The organism is Blastococcus sp. SYSU D00813 (genome assembly GCF_054050735.1).
In genome coordinates this window covers 79721-98444 of sequence record NZ_JBJGZX010000001.1, presented here as the reverse complement: position 1 = coordinate 98444, position 18724 = coordinate 79721, and the positions used below count along the sequence as shown (strand labels likewise).

Here is an 18724-nt window from a genome sequence, read left to right as displayed (position 1 = left end):
CCACGACCCGGTCCGGGTCGAGGTCACCGGGCTGACCAAGACCTTCGGCGCCGTCCGGGCCGTCGACGACCTGAGCTTCACGGTCGAGCCGGGGTCGGTGACCGGCTTCCTCGGACCCAACGGGGCGGGCAAGACGACGACGCTGCGGATGGCCCTGGGCCTGCTCGTGGCCGACAGCGGCGGGGCGACCTTCAACGGCCGCCCCTACCGCGACCTGCCCGAGCCGACCCGGACGGTGGGCGCGGTCTTGGAGACGGCCTTCCACCCCGCGCGGTCGGGCCGCAACCACCTGCGCGTCTACTGCCGGGCCGCCGGCTTCCCGCTCACCCGCGCCGACGAGGTGCTGCACCAGGTCGGCCTCGCCGACGCGGGCGGCCGCCGCGCCGGGGGCTACTCCCTCGGCATGCGGCAGCGGCTGGCCCTCGCGACCGCGCTGCTCGGGGACCCGGCGGTGCTGGTCCTCGACGAGCCGGCCAACGGGCTGGACCCCGAGGGCATCCAGTGGCTGCGCGGCTTCCTGCGCCACCTCGCACACGTGGAGGGGCGGACCGTCCTGGTCTCCAGCCACCTCCTGGCCGAGGTCGAGCAGACCGTCGACCGGGTGGTGATCGTCGGCGCGGGCCGGCTCGTCCGCGAGGGCTCGATCGCCGAGCTGCGGGCGGGCGCGGAGGGAGCAGGCAGCGTCGTCGTCCGCAGCCCCGAGGCCGCGCGCCTCGCCCCGCTGCTGGAGGGCCCGGGCCGCTCCGTCGCCGTCGAGGACGGCACCCGGCTCACCGTCACCGGCGCGACCACCGACCAGGTGGGCGCGACCGCGTTCGCCGCCGGGGTCGAGCTGCACGAGCTGGCCTCCCGGTCCAGCGGCCTGGAGCAGATCTACTTCCAGCTCACCAGCGGCACCGAGCAGTACGCCGCCGCACCCGCCGGCAGCGCCCGGACCGAGGGGGACCTCCGATGAGCGCGCTGGTGCGGTCCGAGTGGACCAAGCTGTTCACGACGCGGACGTGGCTGGGCATGCTGCTCGGCGCGTGCGCCCTGGCCGGCGGCTTCGCCGCGCTGTTCACCGGGCTGGCCGGCGAGGAGGGGCTGCCTGCGCTGGGCAGCGACCAGTTCGAGGAGCTCGTCTTCTCGGTGGCGGCCAACGCCAGTGTCTTCCTCCTCATCCTGGGGATCATCGGGATGACCCAGGAGTACCGGCACCGGACGGCGACGCCCACCTTCCTGACCACACCCCGCCGCGGCCGCGTCATCGCCGCCAAGGTGCTCGCCTACGCCCTCGTCGCGGTGCCCATGGCGCTGGTCGTCCTCGTGGTGACCGTCGTCGTCGTCCAGCTGTACGCCGGCGCGCGGGGCGGGGCGCCGTCCCTCGGCGGGGACAACCTGCGCACGCTGGCCGCCTCCGGGCTGGTCCTCGTGGTGTTCACCGTGATCGGCGTCGGGGTCGGCGCCCTGGTGCGCAACCAGGTCGGGGCGATCGTCGGCTCGCTGGTCTACCTCAACGTCGTCGAGCCGATCGTCGCCTCCATCGGCGCGATCTCGGGGGCCTACAAGTGGCTGCCCGGCGGCGCGGTGCAGGCCATCACCTCCGACTTCGAGGCCCCCGACCTGCTCGAGCCCTGGCAGGGGGCGGTGCTGCTGCTGGCCTACGGGCTCGTCGCCGCGCTCGTGGGCACCGTGCTGGCCAGCCGCCGCGACGTGGTCTGAGGCCGCCGCGGCCGGGTGGGGCGGGGTCGCCGTGCCCCAGCGGCCCCGCTGGTCACGTGCGGCCGGGCCGCCCCGACGCCCGCCGGTCCGGAGCAACCGGCGGGCGTAGAGTCGGACACCGGTCCAGACACGTCCAACCGATGCGAAGAAGGCACTCGACCCCGTGTCAAGCGTGAGCCCCTCCCGGCCGTCCACCTCCTCCTCCCCGTCCTCCGCGGTGGCCGGCTTCGGCACCAACGAGTGGCTGGTCGAGGAGATGTACCAGCAGTACCTCGCCGACCCGTCCAGCGTGGACCAGGCCTGGCACGACTTCTTCGCCGACTACCGGCCGGGCAGCCCCGTGTCGGCCGGCGACGACCGCGAGCAGCCCCCGGCGCCCGCGCCGGAGCCGGCGGCGCAGCAGCCCTCGGCCCCGGCGCAGCAGGCGGCCCCGGCAGCCGAGCCGGCGGAGCCCGCCGCCGGCAACGCCGCCAAGCCGGCCGCGAGGCCCGCGCCCGCGGCCCCCGCCGTCGGCATCGAGCCGAAGACCGAGGCCACCGTGGTCGCCCGTGCCGCCGACCGCACCGACCAGCAGCAGAAGGCCGCGCCGGCGCCCCAGCCGGCCAAGAAGCAGCCGGCCGCCACCGGCGAGGGGCCGAAGCAGTCCCCGCTGCGCGGCGCCGCGGCCAGCGTCGTGAAGAACATGAACGCCTCGCTGACCGTCCCGACGGCCACCAGCGTGCGCGCGGTGCCGGCGAAGCTGCTCGCCGACAACCGGATCGTCGTCAACAACCACCTCGCCCGCGCCCGCGGCGGGAAGGTCTCCTTCACGCACCTGATCGGCTACGCGCTGGTCCGGGCGCTGGACGACTTCCCGAACATGAACAACGCCTTCGCCGAGGTCGACGGCAAGCCGGTGCTGGTCCAGCCCGAGCACGTCAACTTCGGCCTGGCGATCGACCTGCCCAAGCCCGACGGCTCCCGGTCGCTGGTCGTGGCCTCCATCAAGGCCGCCGAGACCATGGACTTCGCCCAGTTCTGGGCGGCCTACGAGGACGTCATCCGCCGCGCCCGGCAGAACAAGCTGACCCTCGAGGACTTCCAGGGCACCACCATCAGCCTGACCAACCCGGGCACGATCGGCACCAACCACTCGGTGCCGCGGCTGACCGCCGGCCAGGGCGCGATCATCGGCGTCGGGGCCATGGAGTACCCGGCCGAGTTCCAGGGGATGAGCCCCGAGGCCCTCACCGACCTCGGCGTCTCCAAGATCATCACGCTGACCTCGACGTACGACCACCGGATCATCCAGGGCGCCGAGTCCGGCGACTTCCTCCGCCGGCTGCACGCGCTGCTGCTGGGCGAGGACGGCTTCTACGACGACGTCTTCCGGTCGCTGCGCATCCCCTACGAGCCGGTGCGCTGGATGCCCGACGTGCGGGTCAGCCGCGAGGGGCAGATCGACAAGGAAGCCCGGGTCATCGAGGTCATCGAGGCCTACCGGCGCAACGGCCACCTCATGGCCGACACCGACCCGCTCGAGTTCAAGGTCCGCACCCACCCCGACCTGGACATCCTCCAGCACGGGCTGACCCTCTGGGACCTCGACCGCACGTTCCCCGTCGGCGGCTTCGCCGGCGAGCGGATGATGGCCCTGCGCGACATCCTCGGCGTGCTGCGCAACTCCTACTGCCGCACGGTCGGCGTGGAGTACATGCACATCACCGACCCCGAGGAGCGCGAGTGGATCCAGAAGCGGGTCGAGCTCAAGGCCGAGCAGCCCGACCGGGAGAAGCAGAAGCACGTCCTCGGGCGGCTGAACGCCGCTGAGGCGTTCGAGACCTTCCTGCAGACCAAGTACGTCGGCCAGAAGCGGTTCAGCCTCGAGGGCGGCGAGTCGGTCATCCCGCTGCTCGACGAGGTGCTCATCGCCTCCACCGACCACCAGCTGGACGAGGTCGCCATCGGCATGGCCCACCGCGGCCGGCTGAACGTGCTGGCCAACGTCCTCGGCAAGAGCTACGCCAAGATCTTCGGCGAGTTCGAGGGCAACATCGACCCGGGGACCGTCCAGGGCTCCGGCGACGTCAAGTACCACCTGGGCGCCGAGGGGACCTTCCGCAACCCGCTGGAGGACGGCAAGGAGATCGCCGTCTCGCTGGCCAGCAACCCCTCGCACCTGGAGACGGTCAACCCGGTGCTCGAGGGCGTCGTCCGGGCCAAGCAGGACATGATCGACAAGGGCGAGAACGGCTTCACGGTCCTGCCCGTCCTGCTGCACGGCGACTCCGCGTTCGCCGGCCAGGGCGTGGTCCAGGAGACGCTGAACCTCTCCCAGCTGCGCGGTTACCGCACCGGCGGCACCGTGCACGTCGTCATCAACAACCAGGTCGGCTTCACCACCAGCCCGGCCGCGGCCCGCTCGAGCCTCTACTCGACCGACGTCGCGCGGATGATCGGCGCCCCGGTCTTCCACGTGAACGGCGACGACCCCGAGGCCTGCGTGCGGGTGGCGCGGCTGGCGGTCGACTACCGGCAGGCGTTCAAGAAGGACGTCGTCATCGACCTGGTCTGCTACCGCCGCCGCGGGCACAACGAGGGCGACGACCCGTCGATGACCCAGCCGCTGATGTACGACATCATCGACCGCAAGCGCTCGGTCCGGAAGCTCTACACCGAGGCGCTGATCGGCCGCGGCGACATCACGCTGCAGGAGGCCGAGGAGGCGCTCAAGGACTACCGCGGCCAGCTGGAGCGGGCCTTCGCCGAGACCCACGACGCCCGCGACACCTCCAAGCCCGAGCCGGTCATGGACCCGCGCACGGCGCAGGAGTCCGACGTCGCCACCGCCATCTCCACCGAGGTGCTCAAGGCGATCGGCGACGCGCACGTCTCCTTCCCGCCGGACTTCACCCCGCACCCGAAGCTGCAGAAGATGCTCGAGCGGCGCGCGGCGATGGTCAGCGAGGGCGGCATCGACTGGGCGATGGGCGAGCTGCTCGCCTTCGGGTCGCTGCTCATGCAGGGCATCCCGGTGCGCCTGGCCGGTCAGGACTCCCGCCGCGGCACCTTCGTGCAGCGGCACGCCGTCCTCATCGACCGGGAGACCGCCGCCGAGTACACCCCGCTGCTGCACCTGGGCGAGGACCAGGCGAAGTTCTTCGTCTACGACTCGCTGCTGTCGGAGTACGCCGCGCTGGGCTTCGAGTACGGCTACTCGGTGGCCAACCCCAAGGCGCTGGTGCTGTGGGAGGCGCAGTTCGGCGACTTCGTCGACGGCGCGCAGATGGTCATCGACGAGTTCATCAGCTCCGGTGAGGCCAAGTGGGGCCAGCGCTCCGGCGTGGTCCTGCTGCTGCCGCACGGCCTCGAGGGCCAGGGCCCGGACCACTCCAGCGGCCGGATCGAGCGGTTCCTGCAGCTGTCGGCCGAGAACAACATGACGGTCGCCAACTGCACGACGCCGGGCAACTACTTCCACCTGCTCCGCCGCCAGGCGCTGTCGGACGTGCACCGGCCGCTGGTCGTCTTCACGCCGAAGTCGCTGCTGCGCTCGCGCGCCGCGGTCAGCGCGGTCTCGGAGTTCACCGACCAGGGCTTCCAGCCGGTCCTGCCCGACCCGGGGGTGGGCGGGCAGCCGCTGGACGACGGCGCGGTGCGCCGGGTGCTGCTGTGCAGCGGCAAGGTCGCCTACGACCTCATGGCGCACCGGGAGAGCACCGGCGCCCGGGACGTCGCCGTCGTGCGGGTGGAGCAGCTCTACCCGCTGCCGGCCGAGCAGATCCAGGCGCAGCTGCGGCGCTACCCGAACGCCTCGGACGTCGTCTGGGTGCAGGAGGAGCCGGCGAACATGGGCGCCTGGCAGTTCATCGCCCTGAACCTCTACACCGAGATGCCGGAGGGCCGGCGGCTGCGCCCGGTCAGCCGCCGCGCCTCGGCCAGCCCGGCCGTCGGCTCGGCCAAGGTCCACGAGGTGGAGCAGCGCCAGCTCGTGGCGCAGGCCTTCGCCGACTGACCCGTGTACTTCACGGACAGGGGCCTGGAGGAGCTGGTCGACCGGCGGGGCGAGGAGCAGGTGACCCTCGCCTGGCTGGCCGACCAGCTCCAGGCCTTCGTCGACCAGAACCCGGAGTTCGAGGTGCCCGTCGAGCGGCTGGCCACGTGGCTGGCCCGCGGCGGCACCGACGACGACGAGGAGTGAGCGACCGCTCCCCCCGGGGACTGCTCGTGCTGCTCGGCGCCCTGTCGGCGTTCGGGCCGCTGTCGATGGACCTCTACCTCCCGGCGCTGCCGGCGGTCGAGGACGACCTCCGGGCCGGCCAGTCGCCGGTGCAGCTGACCCTGTCGGCGGTCGCCCTCGGGCTGGCCGCCGGTCAGCTGGTGGCCGGGCCGCTGTCGGACCGCTTCGGCCGCCGCGGGCCGCTGCTGCTGGGTGTGGGCGCCTGGGCGCTGGCGTCCCTGCTGTGCGCCCTCTCCCCCACCGTGTGGGTCCTGGTGGCCATCCGGCTGCTGCAGGGCCTGGGTGGCGCGGCCGGGATCGTGCTGGCCCGGGCCATCGTGCGGGACCGGTACGAGGGCACCGAGGCGGCGCGGGTGTTCGCCGTCCTGGCCTCGATCGGCGGGGCCGCCCCGGTCCTCGCGCCGGTCGTGGGCGGTCAGCTGCTGCGGGTCACCGACTGGCGCGGCCTGTTCGTCGTGCTGGCCGGCATCGGCCTGGCCCTGCTCGTGGCCGCGGCCTGGCGGCTGCCGGAGACGCTGCCGCCGGACCGGCGGGTGCCCGGCGGGGTCCGCACCACGCTGCGCAACGGCCGGAGCCTGCTTCGCCGCCGCGCGTTCCTCGCCGCCGTCCTCTCCCAGGGCCTGGCCTTCGGCGCCCTGTTCACCTACATCTCCGGCTCCTCCTTCGTGCTGCAGGACGGCTTCGGCCTGTCCGCGCAGCAGTTCAGCCTCGTGTTCGCGGCCAACGGGGTCGGCATCGTGCTCGCCGGGCAGGTCTCCCGGGTGCTGGTGGCCCGCACCGGCTCGCGCCTGCTCGTCCGCGCCGGCCTCGGCGCCCAGGCGCTGGGCTCGGCCGCGCTCCTCGTCGCCGCCCTGGCCGGCGCCGGGCTGCCCGTCGTCCTGCCGGCGCTGTTCGTCGTCGTCTCCGCGACGGGCCTGGTGCTGCCCAACGCCACCGCCCTGGCGATGGCCGATGCCGCGCGGACGGCCGGGACCGCCTCGGCGCTGGTCGGGGTCGGCCAGTTCGCCGTCGCCGGGGTGGGCGCCCCGCTGGCGGGCCTGGGCCCGGCCGGCACCCTGCTGCCGATGGCCGCGGTGATGCTGGGCTTCGCGCTCCTCGGCGGGCTGGCCGCCGCCGCCCTCGCCGGCCGCACCGACCCCGCGCGGACGCCGGTCGCCGAGCCGGCGGCGACGCCGCAGGCCTGAGCCTCCCGCGCGCCTCCCCCGCCGGCGGCGCCCGGCGCGGCACTCTCCGCGCGTGCTCGGTCACTCCCACGCCCTGTCGGGCCTGGCCGCCGGCGCCGCGTCGCTGCCCTGGGCCCCGGTCGACGGGACGGTCGCCCAGGTCGCGTGGGTGGCCGCCGTCGGCGGCTTCGCCATGCTGCCCGACCTCGACGCCCACGGCTCCACGGTCTCGGACATGTGGGGCCCGCTCACCGACGTGCCCTCCGGAGCGATCGGCCGGCTGGCGCAGGGGCACCGCTGGGGCACGCACGACGCGCTGATCGCCCCGCTGGCCTTCGGCGCGCTGGCGATGGCCGCCGCGAAGACCTACTGGTCCAGCCTGCTGTTCGTGGCGCTGGCCATCGGGCTGGCGCTGCGGGCGCTGCACTTCATCATCCCCGGCCGCGCGGAGAACACCGTGGTCGGCAACCTGGTCCTCTCCTGGGCCGGGGCCTGGCTCCTCCTCGACCACATGCCCCAGCCGATGTGGCTGCCCTGGGCGGTGGGGCTGGGCTGCCTGGTGCACATCGCCGGCGACATGATCACCCGCCAGGGCGTCCCGGTGCCGCTGATCTGGGTCCTGCACCGCTGCCGGCTGGTGCTGACCCCGATGCACACCGGCGCGTTCCTCGAGAAGGCCGTGCTCGTGCCGGCGTTCGTGCTCGCCGCCCTGTGGTTCCTCTACGCCAACACCGCCGTCCGCGACACCGTCGACCCGCTGGTCAGCGACCTGCTCGCCCGCGTCTGAGGACCGCGCGGCTACCTTCCCCGCTGTGACCGCCGCCTCCTCCGCCCCGCGGCTGGGCCGGGGCACCCACCTCGGCTACGCGGTCGGCTCGATCGGGACGGCGGCGTTCGGCACCGTGCCCGGGCTGCTGCTCCTCTACTACCTGACCGACGTGCTGGGCGTCGCGGCGGGGGTCGCCGGCCTGGTGGTGTTCGCCCCCAAGGCCTGGGACGTGCTGCTCAACCCCTGGATCGGCAGCCGCTCCGACCGCACCGAGAGCCGCTGGGGCCCGCGCCGGCCGTGGATGCTGGCCGGCGGCCTGGCGCTGCCGCCGCTGTTCGTCCTGGTCTTCGCCGGGCCGGGCGGCCCCCCGGCGCTGGCGGCGGGCTGGGTGGCGGCCACCTTCCTGCTGGCGGCCACCGCCTACGGCTGCTTCCAGGTGCCCTACGTGGCCCAGCCCGCGGAGATCACCGACGACCCCGCCGAGCGGTCGACCCTCATGTCGTGGCGGGTGGCGGCGCTCGCGCTCGGCATCCTGCTGGCCGGCGCGGGCGCCCCCGCCGTCGTGGACCTGGCCGGCGGGGGCCGCGCCGGGCACCTGGCGATGGCGGTGTTCGTCGCGGTGCTGCTGGCCGGCGGGATGCTCGGCGCGGTCGCCGGCACGCGCTCGGCGCCGACGCTCACCCGGGTGCGCAGCGAGGGGCGGCTGGGGCCGACGCTGGTGCTGGCCTGGCGGTCGCGGCCCTTCCGCGTGCTGCTGGCCGGCTTCGTCGTCCAGGCGCTGGGGATCGGCGTGATGCTGGCCGGGGTGCCCTACTACGCCCGGCAGGTGCTCGGGGACGAGGCGGCCGGTGCGCTGCTGTTCGCCGCGCTGGTCGGCCCCGCGATCGTGGTGATGCCGGTGTGGCTGCGACTCGGCCGGCGGCTGGGCAAGCGGGCCGCGCTGCTGGTCTCGTCGGCGGTGTTCACCGTCGGCGCGGCGGCGCTGGCCGTCGGCGACGTCGCCGGCACCGGCCTGGTCGTCGTCCTCGTCGTCCTGGTCGGCGTCGGCTACGCCGGCATGCAGATGTTCCCGCTGGCGATGCTGCCCGACGTCATCGCCGCCGACGAGCGGGCCTCGGGGCAGCGCCGGGCGGGGGTGTTCACCGGCGTCTGGACGGCGGCCGAGACCCTCGGGCTGGCCGTCGGCCCCGGTCTGCTCGGGCTGCTGCTGGCCGCCGCGGGCTACGTGTCCTCGACCGGCGACGAGGTGGTGCCGCAGTCGTCGGCCGCCGAGCTCGCCGTCCGGCTCGGCTTCAGCGTCGTCCCCGCGCTGTTCGTGCTCGCCAGCCTGCCGGTGCTGGCCCGCTACCGGCTCGACCCCGTCCCGACCCACGGCGAGGAGCCCGTGTGACCCCGCAGGAGGTGCTGGCCGCGCTGACCGCGCTGCAGGCCGGCGACGTCCCCACCCACGGCGGACGGACGATGGCCTACGTCTACGACTCGGGCCGCGCGGGCGTCGACTCCCTCGCGGCGCAGGCCCAGGCGGCCTACCAGTGGACGAACGCCCTGGATCCGACCGCCTTCCCCAGCGTCGCCCGGATCGAGGACGACCTGGTCGCCGCGGCGGTCGACCTGCTCGGCGGCGGCCCGGCGACCGTGGGCACGGTGACCACCGGCGGCACGGAGAGCTGCCTGCTGGCCGTCCTCGCCGCCCGGGAGCGCTGGCGGGCCCGCACCGGGTCGCCCACCGGCCGGCCGCGGCTGCTGCTGCCGGTCACCGCCCACGCGGCGTTCCGCAAGGCCGCGCACCTGTTCGACCTCGACGTGGTCGACGTGCCGGTCGACCCGGTCACCTGCCGGGCGGAGCCGGCGGCGGTCGCCGCCGCGCTGGACGCCGGCACCGCGCTCGTCGTGGTCAGCGCGCCGTCCTACCCGCACGGCGTGCTGGACCCCGTCGGCGACGTCGCCGCGCTGGCCGCCGCGGCCGGGGTGCCGTGCCACGTCGACGCCTGCATCGGCGGCTGGGTGCTGCCCTTCCTCGACGACGTCCCCGAGCCCTTCGACCTCTCCGTGCCGGGGGTGACGTCGCTGTCGGTGGACCTGCACAAGTACGGCTACGCACCCAAGGGCGTGTCGGTGCTGCTCACGGCCGACCCGGAGCTGCGGCAGGGCCACTGGTTCGCCACCGCCGGCTGGCCCGGCTACCCCGTGGTCAACCCGACGCTGGCCGGCACCCGCCCGGCGGGACCGATGGCCGCGGCGTGGGCGGTGCACCGCTGGCTCGGCCGCGACGGCTACGCCCGGCTGGCCCGCGACACCCGCGCCGCCACCGTCGCCCTCGCCGACGGCATCGCGCGCATCGGCGGGCTGCGGGTCGTGGGGACGCCGGTCGCCACGCTGGTCGCCGTCGCCGAGGACGGGCCGGACGGCGTCGACGTGCTCACCCTGGCCGACGAGATGACCGCCCGCGGCTGGCTGCTGCAGCCCCAGCCGCCGTTCGCCCAGCCCGGGGGCGACCTGCCCGCGACGCTGCACCTGACGGTCACCGGTGCCACCGCCGGCCGGGTCGACGCGCTGCTCGCCGACCTGGCCGGCGCCGCCCGGGCGGCCGCGGCCCTCCCCCGGCCGGTGGCCGACCCGGACCTGGTGGCCGCGGCGGCGACCATCGACCCCGCGGCGCTCACGGTCGCGGAGGTCGACGCGCTGCTCGAGGTCGCGGGCGTCGGCGGCGGGCGGCTGCCGGAGCGGATGGCGCCGGTGCACGCGCTGGTGTCGGCGCTCCCCCGGCCGGTGGCCGAACGGCTGCTGGCCGGCGTCCTCGACCTGGTCTACCGCCCCAGCGGGGCCTCGGCCGCCTCCGGCGGCTCGCCCCGGGTCAGCGAGGGGTGAGGGGGGCGGGGCCGTCCATCTGCTCGCGGGCGCAGGCGGCGACCGCGGCGGCGACCGCCTCGGCCACCCGGCGGTCCAGCGGGCTGGGGACGATGTGGTCGGGCCGCAGGTCCTCGCCCACCACGTCGGCGATGGCGGTGGCCGCGGCCAGCTTCATCTCCTCGGTGATGTGCTTGGCGCCTGCGTCGATGGCGCCGCGGAACACCCCGGGGAAGGCCAGCACGTTGTTGATCTGGTTCGGCTCGCCGCTGCGGCCGGTCGCGACGACGGCCGCGTACCGCGCCGCCATCTCCGGGTCGACCTCGGGGATGGGGTTGGCCAGCGAGAACACGATGCAGTTCGGCGCCATGGCCGCGATCGCCGCCTCCGGCACCGAGCCGCCCGACAGCCCGAGGTAGACGTCGGCGCCCTCGAGCGCGCCCACCATCGTCCCGGCGTAGCCCGCCCGGTTGGTGTTCTCGGCGACCCAGCGCTTGATCGGCGTCAGGTCGTCGCGGCCGGTGTGCAGCACCCCGCGGGAGTCGGCGACGGCGATCTCCCCCACGCCGGCCTCGAGCAGGATCTTGGTGCATGCCACACCCGCCGCGCCCGCACCGGACACGACGACGCGCAGGCTGCCCAGCTCCCGCCCGACCACCTTCGCCGCGTTGCGCAGGGCGGCGAGGACGACGATCGCCGTCCCGTGCTGGTCGTCGTGCATGACCGGGATGTCCAGCCGCTCGCGCAGCCGCTCCTCCACCTCGAAGCAGCGCGGGGCGCTGATGTCCTCGAGGTTGATCCCCCCGAAGGACGGCGCCATCGCCACCACCGTGTCGACGATGCGGTCGACGTCGGTGGTGTCCAGGACCACCGGCACCGCCGACAGCCCGGCGAACTCGCTGAACAGGCAGGCCTTGCCCTCCATCACCGGCAGCGCGGCGGTGGGGCCGATGTCCCCCAGCCCGAGGACGGCGGTGCCGTCGGAGACGACCGCGACCGTGCGCGGCGCCCAGGTGAACCGGCGGGCGAGCCCGGGCTCCACGGCGATGGCGCTGCTGACCCGGGCGACGCCGGGGGTGTAGGTGAGCGCCAGGTCGGCGATCGAGTCGATCGCGCGGGTGGACCGTACGACCAGCTTGCCGCCCTCGTGTACCGCGAACGCCGGGTCGTCGGCGAAGCGGTCGGGGGCGTGCGCGGTGTCGTTGCTGTCCATGGACACGGCAGCGTAATCCGGGTCCCTCCCGGCGCATCGCTACGGTGCGACCGTGCAGACCCGCCAGCTCGCCGTGCCCGACGCCTACGCCATCGACCTGGTGTCCCACGGTGACGCCCGCGGCCGGTTCACCGAGTGGTACCGGGCCGACGTGCTGGCCGAGGCCACCGGCTCGGCGCTGCCGCTGGTGCAGGCCAACCACAGCGTCTCCGCCCGCGGTGCCCTGCGCGGGGTGCACTTCGCGCTCGTGCCGCCCGGTCAGGCCAAGTACGTCTACTGCCCGGCCGGCCGCGTCCTCGACGTGGTCGTCGACGTGCGCGTCGGCTCCCCCACCTTCGGCGTCTCCGAGGCGGTGCTGCTCGACAGCCAGCAGCCGCGGGCGGTGTACCTGGCCGAGGGCCTGGGCCACGCCTTCGTGTCGCTGGCCGACGGCAGCTCGGTGACCTACCTGGTCACCAGCGGCTACGACCCGTCCCGGGAGTTCGGCGTGCACCCGCTCGACCCGGAGCTCGACCTGCCCTGGCCCGCCGACGTCGACTTCGAGCTGTCGGCCAAGGACCAGGCCGCCCCCACCCTCGCCGAGGCCCGCGAGCAGGGCCTGCTGCCGACCATGGCCGAGTGCACCGCCCGCTACGCCGAGCGCCGCGCGCAGGGCTAGTCAGCGCCGGGGCCGCTCCGGGCCCGGCGGCGGCGGGCCCACGCGCCCGGGGCGCGGCCACAGCCGGGCCACCACCCGGCCGACGACGACGGCCGGGCCGAACGCGCGGCTGTCGTCGGTCACGAGCGGGTTGTCCCCCTGCACCCAGTGGCCGCCGGGCAGCGGGTGCACCACCCGCTTGACCACCAGCAGCTCCGGCCGCGCCGGGAACCGGGCGAGGACGACGTCGCCGCCGCGCACCCGCCCGCCCGGACGGACCCGCCTGGCCAGCAGACGGTCACCGTGGCGCACCGTCGGGGACATCGACGGACCGCTCACCCGGACCAGGACCCAGGGCGTGAGCAGGGCGGGGACCAGATCAGGGACCTGGTCGGGGACCCGGTCCTCCCCGCTGTCTCCCCCGCTCACCGCGAGTAGGGTCGCAGACGACCCACCACACGATCCCCGGAGGCACGTCCATGCGTCTGTCCCGCATGTTCTCCGCCGTGGAGGCCACCGCGCACTGCGACCTCCCCTGCGGCGTGTACGACCCGGCCCAGGCCCGCATCGAGGCGGAGTCCGTCAAGGCCATCCAGGAGAAGTACCAGGCCAACGAGGACCCGGTCTTCCGGCAGCGCGCCGTCCTCATCAAGGAGCAGCGGTCGGACCTGGTCAAGCACCACCTGTGGGTGCTCTGGACCGACTACTTCAAGCCCCCGCACTTCGAGAAGTACCCGCAGCTGCACGAGCTGTTCAACAAGGCCACCAAGCAGGCCGGTGCCGCCGGCGGCAAGGGCAGCATGGACCCCGCCGAGGGCCAGAAGCTGCTCGACTACATCGCCGAGATCGACAAGATCTTCTGGGAGACCAAGGCCGCGGCCTGATCGAGGAGCTCCCTGCCCCCACCGCTCGCGGCGGGGGCGGGGAGGCCACACCGGCCGGCGTCCCCTCGGGGCGCCGGCCGGTGGCGTCCCCGGGACCGATGAGTCCGCGGTTGCGGTCCGGTCCGACCTGCGACGTCCCACGACCCCAGGAGCGACCATGGCCATCCGGCTCAACCCCTACCTGCACTTCGCCGGCGACGCCCGCGCGGCGATGGAGTTCTACCGCTCGGTCCTCGGCGGGCAGCTCGACGTGATGACCTTCGGCGACGTAGGCGGGGGTGGCGGCCAGTACCCCGACGACGGCGTGATGCACGCCTTCCTGCGCACCGACGCCGGCCTGGAGCTCATGGCCTCCGACGGCCACGACCCCGAGGCAGGCGGCCCCGACAAGGTCTCCTGCTCCCTGTCCGGCGACGACGTCGAGACCCTCACCCGCTACTTCGAGGGGCTGGCCGAGGGCGGCGCCGTCGACGTCCCCTTCGAGAAGCAGATGTGGGGCGACACGTTCGGGCAGGTCACCGACCGCTTCGGCATCCGCTGGCTGGTCAACGCCTCCGCACCCGCCTCCTGAGCCCCCGGCGTCCCCGGGCCGCCCGCCGGCCCGGGGAACGCCCCGCCCCCGCCGGGCGCCACCGGTAGCGTGGGGGCACCATGCGCATCGACCCCGCCGGCTGGCCCTTCGTCGCCGGCCCGCTGGCCCCTGCCGCCGTCCTCTCGACCGCCGCCACCGTGTCCGGCCGCCGCTGGCCGGCCCGGCTGGCCTGGCCCCTGGTCGGGCTGTCGGCCTACATGGCGCTGTTCTTCCGCGACCCCGACCGCCGCTGCGACCGCGAGACACCTCCGCCCGACGACGTCCTCTCCCCCGCCGACGGCGTCGTCATGGTCGCCGGGCAGCCCCAGGAGGGCGTGGCCCCGCCCGGGGACTGGCAGCAGGTCAGCGTCTTCCTGTCCGTCGTCGACGTGCACGTCAACCGCTCGCCCTACCGCGGCGAGGTCGTGGAGAGCTCCTACCGCAAAGGCAGCTTCCTGGCCGCGTACCGCAAGGAGTCCGCGCACCGGAACGAGCGCAGCGAGCTGTGGCTGCGCGACGGCGACCGCACCGTGGTCTTCCGCCAGCTCGTGGGCGTGCTGGCCCGCCGGATCGTCACCCGCACCGGGGTCGGGCAGCACCTGGCCACCGGCGAGCGGATGGGTCTGATGAAGTTCGGGTCGCGGATGGACGTCTTCGTCCCGCCCGAGTGCGAGGTCACGGTGACCAGGGGTCAGCGCGTGCGCGGGGGCGAGACCGTCATCGCGCGCTTCCCCGCGGCCGGCTGAGGAGCGGCGGCATGCCCAGTTCGGCGTCCGGTGCGGGCCTCCCGCAGACCCGGCGGACGGCGACCGTGGAGTTCGTCCGGGGCTCGGTGCGCAGCACCCGCCGGCGGGCGCTGGCCACGCTCCCCAGCCTGTTCACGCTGGCCAACATGATGTGCGGCTTCGTCGCCATCCTGGTCTCCATCCGCGGGGACCACACGCTGGCCGCCGTCCTGATCGGCCTGTCGATCGTCTTCGACATCACCGATGGCGCGGTCGCCCGGCTGGTCGGCGCGGTGACCCCGTTCGGCCTGCAGTTCGACTCGCTGGCCGACCTGGTCTCCTTCGGCATGGCGCCGGCGCTGATCGCCTTCACGCTGTTCTCCGAGGGCCGCGACGGGTGGGACCCGCTGGGCTGGGTGGCCTGCGGCCTGTGGGTGGCGTGCGCGGCCATCCGGCTGGCGCGGTTCAACACCACGATCGACCCGACGGCCGACAAGCGGTACTTCACCGGCATGCCGAGCCCCGGCGCCGCGGGCGTCGTCCTCGCCTCGGTCTTCGCCTTCGGCGACCAGATGCAGGGCCGCGACCGGCTGTGGGTGCTGCTGATCGTCGCCCTGCCGGCGCTGCTGATGGTCAGCACCGTCCGCTTCCGGTCGTTCCGCTCGCTGGTCAGCCCCAAGAGCGGCCGGCCGTATGGGCTGATCGCCGCCGCCGTCGTCATCGTGGTCGGGTTCGCGACCGTGCCGGTGGTCACCGGCTGCGTGCTCGCCTACGGCTACCTGTTCGCCCCCGTCCTGGTGCCGGCGCTGTCGCCGCTGTCGCGCCTGGTGCCCGCCCGTGTGAAGGAGCTGCTCACATGAGCATCCGGGAGATCACGCCCGCCGACGTCCCGGCGGTGGTCGGCCTGGTCCGCGAGCTGGCCGAGTACGAGAAGGCGCTGCACGAGGTGCGGCTCACCGAGGAGCAGCTGACCGCGGCGCTGTTCGGCGGGTCGCCCGCGCTGTTCGGCCACGTGGCCGTGGCCGACGACGGGGTCGTCGTGGGGACGGCGCTGTGGTTCCTCAACTTCTCCACCTGGCGCGGCACCCACGGCATCCACCTCGAGGACCTCTACGTGCAGCCGCAGCACCGCGGCAGCGGCCTGGGCCGGGAGCTGCTGCGGACGCTCGCCGAGGTGTGCGTGCAGCGCGGGTACGACCGGCTCGAGTGGTCGGTGCTCGACTGGAACACCCCCTCGATCGACTTCTACAAGGCGGCGGGGGCGGTGCCGATGGACGAGTGGACCGTGTTCCGGCTGACCGACGACGCGCTGACCGGCTTCGCCGCGGACCGGCGCGCATGAGCACCGGCCGCCAGCCGGCCGAGTGCTGGCTCACCGACATGGACGGCGTCCTGGTGCACGAGGGCCAGGCGCTGCCCGGCGCCGCGGAGTTCCTGGCCCGGCTGGTGGAGCGCCGCCGCCGCTTCCTGGTGCTGACCAACAACTCGATCTTCACCCCGCGCGACCTCGCGGCGCGGCTGACCCGCTCGGGCCTGCAGGTGCCGGAGGAGGCCATCTGGACCTCGGCGCTGGCGACGGCGGACTTCCTGTCCACCCAGCTGCCGGGCGGGTCGGCCTACGTGATCGGCGAGGCCGGGCTGACCACGGCGCTCTACGAGGCCGGCTACACGCTCACCGACGTCGACCCGGACTACGTCGTCCTCGGCGAGACCCGCACGTACTCGTTCGAGGCCATCACGCGGGCGGTCCGGCTGGTGGAGGCCGGCGCCCGCTTCATCGCCACGAACCCCGACGTCACCGGGCCGTCGGCCGAGGGCCCGCTGCCGGCGACCGGCGCGGTCGCGGCGATGATCACCAAGGCGACCGGGGCGGAGCCCTACTTCGTCGGCAAGCCCAACCCGATGATGTTCCGCAGCGCGATGAACCGGATCGAGGCGCACTCGGAGAGCACGGTCATGATCGGCGACCGGATGGACACCGACGTCGTCGCCGGCATCGAGGCCGGGCTCGACACGATCCTCGTGCTGACCGGCTCCACCCGGGCCGCCGACGTGTCCCGCTTCCCGTTCCGACCGGGACGGGTGCTCGACTCGATCGCCGACGTCGTCGACCTCGTGTGAGGGCCTACTCCCCCGAGCGCTGGAAGAACGCCAGCCGCGCCTCCGGCGTGGCCAGCAAGTAGAGCTCGACGGCCACGAGGGCGAGCACCGGGATGCCGATCTCCGGGCGGTCGGCGTGGAAGGCGGCGTAGAAGCCGACCGCGGCCAGGATCAGCTGGAGGGTGACCACCGGCCCCCGCGCCCACGCCGAGGCCCGCCACAGGCCCACCGCCGCGGCGGTCATGGCCGCGCCGAACAGCGAGACGTAGACGACCTCCCCCACGGCGCTCTTCACGCTCTCGGGGTCGCCGGTGAGCGTCAGGTAGAGGAGCACGAGCGCGCCGCCGAACAGCAGCGCCGCCTCCAGGGCCACGACGAGCGCGGCGCGGCGGACGGCGACCGGCGCCTCCGGCCGCTCCACCCGCGGCCGGGGCGTGCCCGGGTCGGCGGCGCCGCCGAGCAGCCGGTCGGCCCGGCTGCTCCGCCGGGGCTCCCGCGACCCGCCGCGCCCGACCGCTCCGCTCTCCTGCGTCACACCAGCGAGGCTACGCGTCAGCGGTCACAGGGTTGAGCCGCCGCTGGCCGGGGACAGCACCCCGCGTGGCTAGCCTGGCCAGCATGCGTGCGCTCGTGGTGGCCAACCCCGCGGCGACCTCCACCAACGCCAAGGTCCGCGACGTCCTCGTCGGCGCCCTCGGCAGCCAGCTGAAGGTCGACCTCGCCGAGACGACCCACCGCGGGCACGCCCGCGAGCTGGGGTGCGAGGCCCGCGACGACGGCGTCGACATCGTGGTGGCCCTCGGCGGCGACGGGACGGTCAACGAGGTCGTCAACGGCCTCCTGCACGCCGGCCCGGGCCCGGACGTGCCCACGCTCGCCGTCGTGCCGGGGGGCTCGACCAACGTGTTCTCCCGGGCGCTGGGCCGCTCCCGCGACCCGGTGGAGGCCACCGCCGAGATCCTCGACAGCATCCGGGCCGGGCGCACCCGGCGCGTGTCGCTGGGCACCGCCAGCGCGTCGGGCACCAGCACTGCCCCGGTCGAGCCGGTCGACCCGGCCGCGGCGCCGGTGATCGCGGCCCGCGACGCCGCCGCGCACCCGGGCTGGACCGAGCCGCGCTGGTTCGTGTTCGCCGCCGGCCTCGGCTTCGACGCCGAGGTCATCGCCCGCGTCGAGGCGCAGCGTGCCCGCGGCCGCCGCTCGACCGGCGCGCTGTACATCCGCGAGGCGACGACGGCGTTCCTGCTCGGCCGGGAGCGCCGCCGGCCGGCGGTGACCGTCGAGGTGCCCGGCGCGGACCCGCGGGCCGGCGTCTTCCTCTGCCTGGTCTCCAACGTCAGCCCGTGGACCTACCTGGGCGCCCGCCCGATCAACCCCAGCCCCGAGGCCTCGTTCGACACCGAGCTCGACGTGTTCGCCCTCGGCCGCATGGGGTCGGTCGGCATGCTGCGCACGCTGCGCCAGGTGATGCGCCCGCAGCCGGCCGTCCGCGGGCGCCGGGTGCACCGCTGGCACGACCTGCCGGAGGTCACGCTCACCGCGACCCGGCCGCAGGGCTGGCAGCTCGACGGCGACCACCTCGGCACCGCGACCGGACTGCGGCTGCGCTCGGTCCCGTCCGCCCTCCGCGTCGTCGCCTGAGCGGCTCCCCGCGGCGCCGCGGGAGGGCACGTCCGGGGGCTCCTGTCAACGGTTCCGCCCGCCCGAGTGGCGGCCCTATCACGAGCGTGGTGAGCTTGCTCACGAGGGGTCCCACCGGGCCCTCGCATCGCTTGACAGGCGTCCGTGTCGTGAAAACATCGCGAGCAGGAACGCAACCTGCCGGTAACAAGGGGTAGGCGGTCGCTGGTCGACGACACGGAGTGGTGTCGCCCGCGCAGACGCCCGAGACAGCG

At 74.7% G+C, this 18724-nt stretch carries 19 protein-coding genes; 16 read left to right on the top strand and 3 right to left on the bottom strand.

Going from position 1 to position 18724, the window contains the following annotated elements; genetic code table 11:
• Positions 1–31 precede the first annotated feature (31 nt).
• The 8 genes from ACI8AX_RS00515 (at position 32) to ACI8AX_RS00480 (ending at position 10720) form a co-directional block, all read left to right on the top strand.
• Positions 32–955: an ABC transporter ATP-binding protein gene (locus ACI8AX_RS00515; RefSeq protein WP_456547993.1), complete on the top strand. Its 924-nt coding sequence runs from the start codon at positions 32–34 to the stop codon at positions 953–955.
• The gene (locus ACI8AX_RS00510) at positions 952–1701 is read left to right on the top strand and encodes an ABC transporter permease (protein WP_456547828.1); all 750 of its coding nucleotides are present in this window, start codon (positions 952–954) and stop codon (positions 1699–1701) included. The genes ACI8AX_RS00515 and ACI8AX_RS00510 overlap by 4 nt, the downstream gene beginning before the upstream one ends.
• Before the next feature lie 172 nt (positions 1702–1873).
• Positions 1874–5695, top strand: a complete 3822-nt coding sequence (locus ACI8AX_RS00505; RefSeq protein WP_456547827.1) for a multifunctional oxoglutarate decarboxylase/oxoglutarate dehydrogenase thiamine pyrophosphate-binding subunit/dihydrolipoyllysine-residue succinyltransferase subunit — start codon at positions 1874–1876, stop codon at positions 5693–5695.
• A 3-nt stretch (positions 5696–5698) separates the two neighbouring features.
• Entirely contained in the window at positions 5699–5881 is a 183-nt protein-coding gene (locus ACI8AX_RS00500; RefSeq protein ID WP_456543836.1) for a DUF6104 family protein, read from the top strand.
• On the top strand, positions 5878–7104 hold the full coding sequence (locus ACI8AX_RS00495) for a multidrug effflux MFS transporter (protein ID WP_456547826.1): 1227 nt from the start codon (positions 5878–5880) through the stop codon (positions 7102–7104). The genes ACI8AX_RS00500 and ACI8AX_RS00495 overlap by 4 nt, the downstream gene beginning before the upstream one ends.
• 52 nt (positions 7105–7156) lie before the next feature.
• Complete coding sequence (locus ACI8AX_RS00490) at positions 7157–7870, top strand: metal-dependent hydrolase (protein WP_456547825.1); 714 nt, start codon at positions 7157–7159, stop codon at positions 7868–7870.
• Between the two features lie 25 nt (positions 7871–7895).
• Entirely contained in the window at positions 7896–9242 is a 1347-nt protein-coding gene (locus ACI8AX_RS00485; RefSeq protein ID WP_456547824.1) for an MFS transporter, read from the top strand.
• On the top strand, positions 9239–10720 hold the full coding sequence (locus tag ACI8AX_RS00480) for a pyridoxal phosphate-dependent decarboxylase family protein (protein WP_456547823.1): 1482 nt from the start codon (positions 9239–9241) through the stop codon (positions 10718–10720). The genes ACI8AX_RS00485 and ACI8AX_RS00480 overlap by 4 nt, the downstream gene beginning before the upstream one ends.
• On the opposite strand, the gene ACI8AX_RS00475 is transcribed toward ACI8AX_RS00480, so the two are convergent.
• Positions 10707–11912 carry an NAD(P)-dependent malic enzyme gene (locus tag ACI8AX_RS00475; RefSeq protein ID WP_456547822.1) on the bottom strand — a complete coding sequence of 402 codons (1206 nt, stop codon included), beginning with the start codon at positions 11910–11912 and terminating at the stop codon, positions 10707–10709. The genes ACI8AX_RS00480 and ACI8AX_RS00475 overlap by 14 nt on opposite strands.
• Positions 11913–11964: 52 nt before the next feature.
• Between ACI8AX_RS00475 and ACI8AX_RS00470 the strand changes: the two genes are divergently transcribed.
• Positions 11965–12570, top strand: a complete 606-nt coding sequence (locus ACI8AX_RS00470; RefSeq protein WP_456547821.1) for a dTDP-4-dehydrorhamnose 3,5-epimerase family protein — start codon at positions 11965–11967, stop codon at positions 12568–12570.
• On the opposite strand, the gene ACI8AX_RS00465 is transcribed toward ACI8AX_RS00470, so the two are convergent.
• Positions 12571–12978: a S26 family signal peptidase gene (locus ACI8AX_RS00465; RefSeq protein ID WP_456547820.1), complete on the bottom strand. Its 408-nt coding sequence runs from the start codon at positions 12976–12978 to the stop codon at positions 12571–12573.
• A 50-nt stretch (positions 12979–13028) separates the two neighbouring features.
• On the opposite strand from ACI8AX_RS00465, the gene sodN reads away from it, so the two are divergent.
• The 6 genes from sodN (at position 13029) to ACI8AX_RS00435 (ending at position 16850) form a co-directional block, all read left to right on the top strand.
• A complete protein-coding gene (gene sodN / locus ACI8AX_RS00460; RefSeq protein WP_456547819.1) occupies positions 13029–13433 on the top strand; it encodes a superoxide dismutase, Ni in 405 nt (134 codons plus the stop codon).
• Between the two features lie 157 nt (positions 13434–13590).
• Complete coding sequence (locus ACI8AX_RS00455) at positions 13591–14004, top strand: VOC family protein (protein ID WP_456547818.1); 414 nt, start codon at positions 13591–13593, stop codon at positions 14002–14004.
• A gap of 80 nt (positions 14005–14084) precedes the next feature.
• Positions 14085–14750, top strand: coding sequence for a phosphatidylserine decarboxylase (locus ACI8AX_RS00450; protein WP_456547817.1), 666 nt, complete (start codon positions 14085–14087; stop codon positions 14748–14750).
• Between the two features lie 11 nt (positions 14751–14761).
• Positions 14762–15589, top strand: coding sequence for a CDP-diacylglycerol--serine O-phosphatidyltransferase (gene pssA, locus ACI8AX_RS00445; RefSeq protein WP_456547816.1), 828 nt, complete (start codon positions 14762–14764; stop codon positions 15587–15589).
• Positions 15586–16071, top strand: a complete 486-nt coding sequence (locus ACI8AX_RS00440) for an N-acetyltransferase family protein (RefSeq protein WP_456547815.1) — start codon at positions 15586–15588, stop codon at positions 16069–16071. The genes pssA and ACI8AX_RS00440 overlap by 4 nt, the downstream gene beginning before the upstream one ends.
• A complete protein-coding gene (locus tag ACI8AX_RS00435; protein WP_456547814.1) occupies positions 16068–16850 on the top strand; it encodes an HAD-IIA family hydrolase in 783 nt (260 codons plus the stop codon). Before ACI8AX_RS00440 ends, ACI8AX_RS00435 begins: the two co-directional genes overlap by 4 nt.
• A gap of 4 nt (positions 16851–16854) precedes the next feature.
• Here ACI8AX_RS00435 and ACI8AX_RS00430 read toward each other — a convergent pair whose 3' ends face one another.
• Entirely contained in the window at positions 16855–17364 is a 510-nt protein-coding gene (locus tag ACI8AX_RS00430; RefSeq protein ID WP_456547813.1) for a hypothetical protein, read from the bottom strand.
• Between the two features lie 83 nt (positions 17365–17447).
• Between ACI8AX_RS00430 and ACI8AX_RS00425 the strand changes: the two genes are divergently transcribed.
• A complete protein-coding gene (locus ACI8AX_RS00425) occupies positions 17448–18470 on the top strand; it encodes a diacylglycerol/lipid kinase family protein (RefSeq protein ID WP_456547812.1) in 1023 nt (340 codons plus the stop codon).
• Positions 18471–18724 lie beyond the last annotated feature (254 nt).

Coding starts and splice junctions, on each gene's coding strand:
- ACI8AX_RS00440 (WP_456547815.1), top strand. CDS start 15,586: ATGAGCATCCGGGAGATCACGCCCGCCGACGTCCCGGCGGTGGTCGGC.
- ACI8AX_RS00435 (WP_456547814.1), top strand. CDS start 16,068: ATGAGCACCGGCCGCCAGCCGGCCGAGTGCTGGCTCACCGACATGGAC.
- pssA (WP_456547816.1), top strand. CDS start 14,762: ATGCCCAGTTCGGCGTCCGGTGCGGGCCTCCCGCAGACCCGGCGGACG.
- ACI8AX_RS00475 (WP_456547822.1), bottom strand. CDS start 11,912: ATGGACAGCAACGACACCGCGCACGCCCCCGACCGCTTCGCCGACGAC.
- sodN (WP_456547819.1), top strand. CDS start 13,029: ATGCGTCTGTCCCGCATGTTCTCCGCCGTGGAGGCCACCGCGCACTGC.
- ACI8AX_RS00510 (WP_456547828.1), top strand. CDS start 952: ATGAGCGCGCTGGTGCGGTCCGAGTGGACCAAGCTGTTCACGACGCGG.
- ACI8AX_RS00450 (WP_456547817.1), top strand. CDS start 14,085: ATGCGCATCGACCCCGCCGGCTGGCCCTTCGTCGCCGGCCCGCTGGCC.
- ACI8AX_RS00425 (WP_456547812.1), top strand. CDS start 17,448: ATGCGTGCGCTCGTGGTGGCCAACCCCGCGGCGACCTCCACCAACGCC.
- ACI8AX_RS00455 (WP_456547818.1), top strand. CDS start 13,591: ATGGCCATCCGGCTCAACCCCTACCTGCACTTCGCCGGCGACGCCCGC.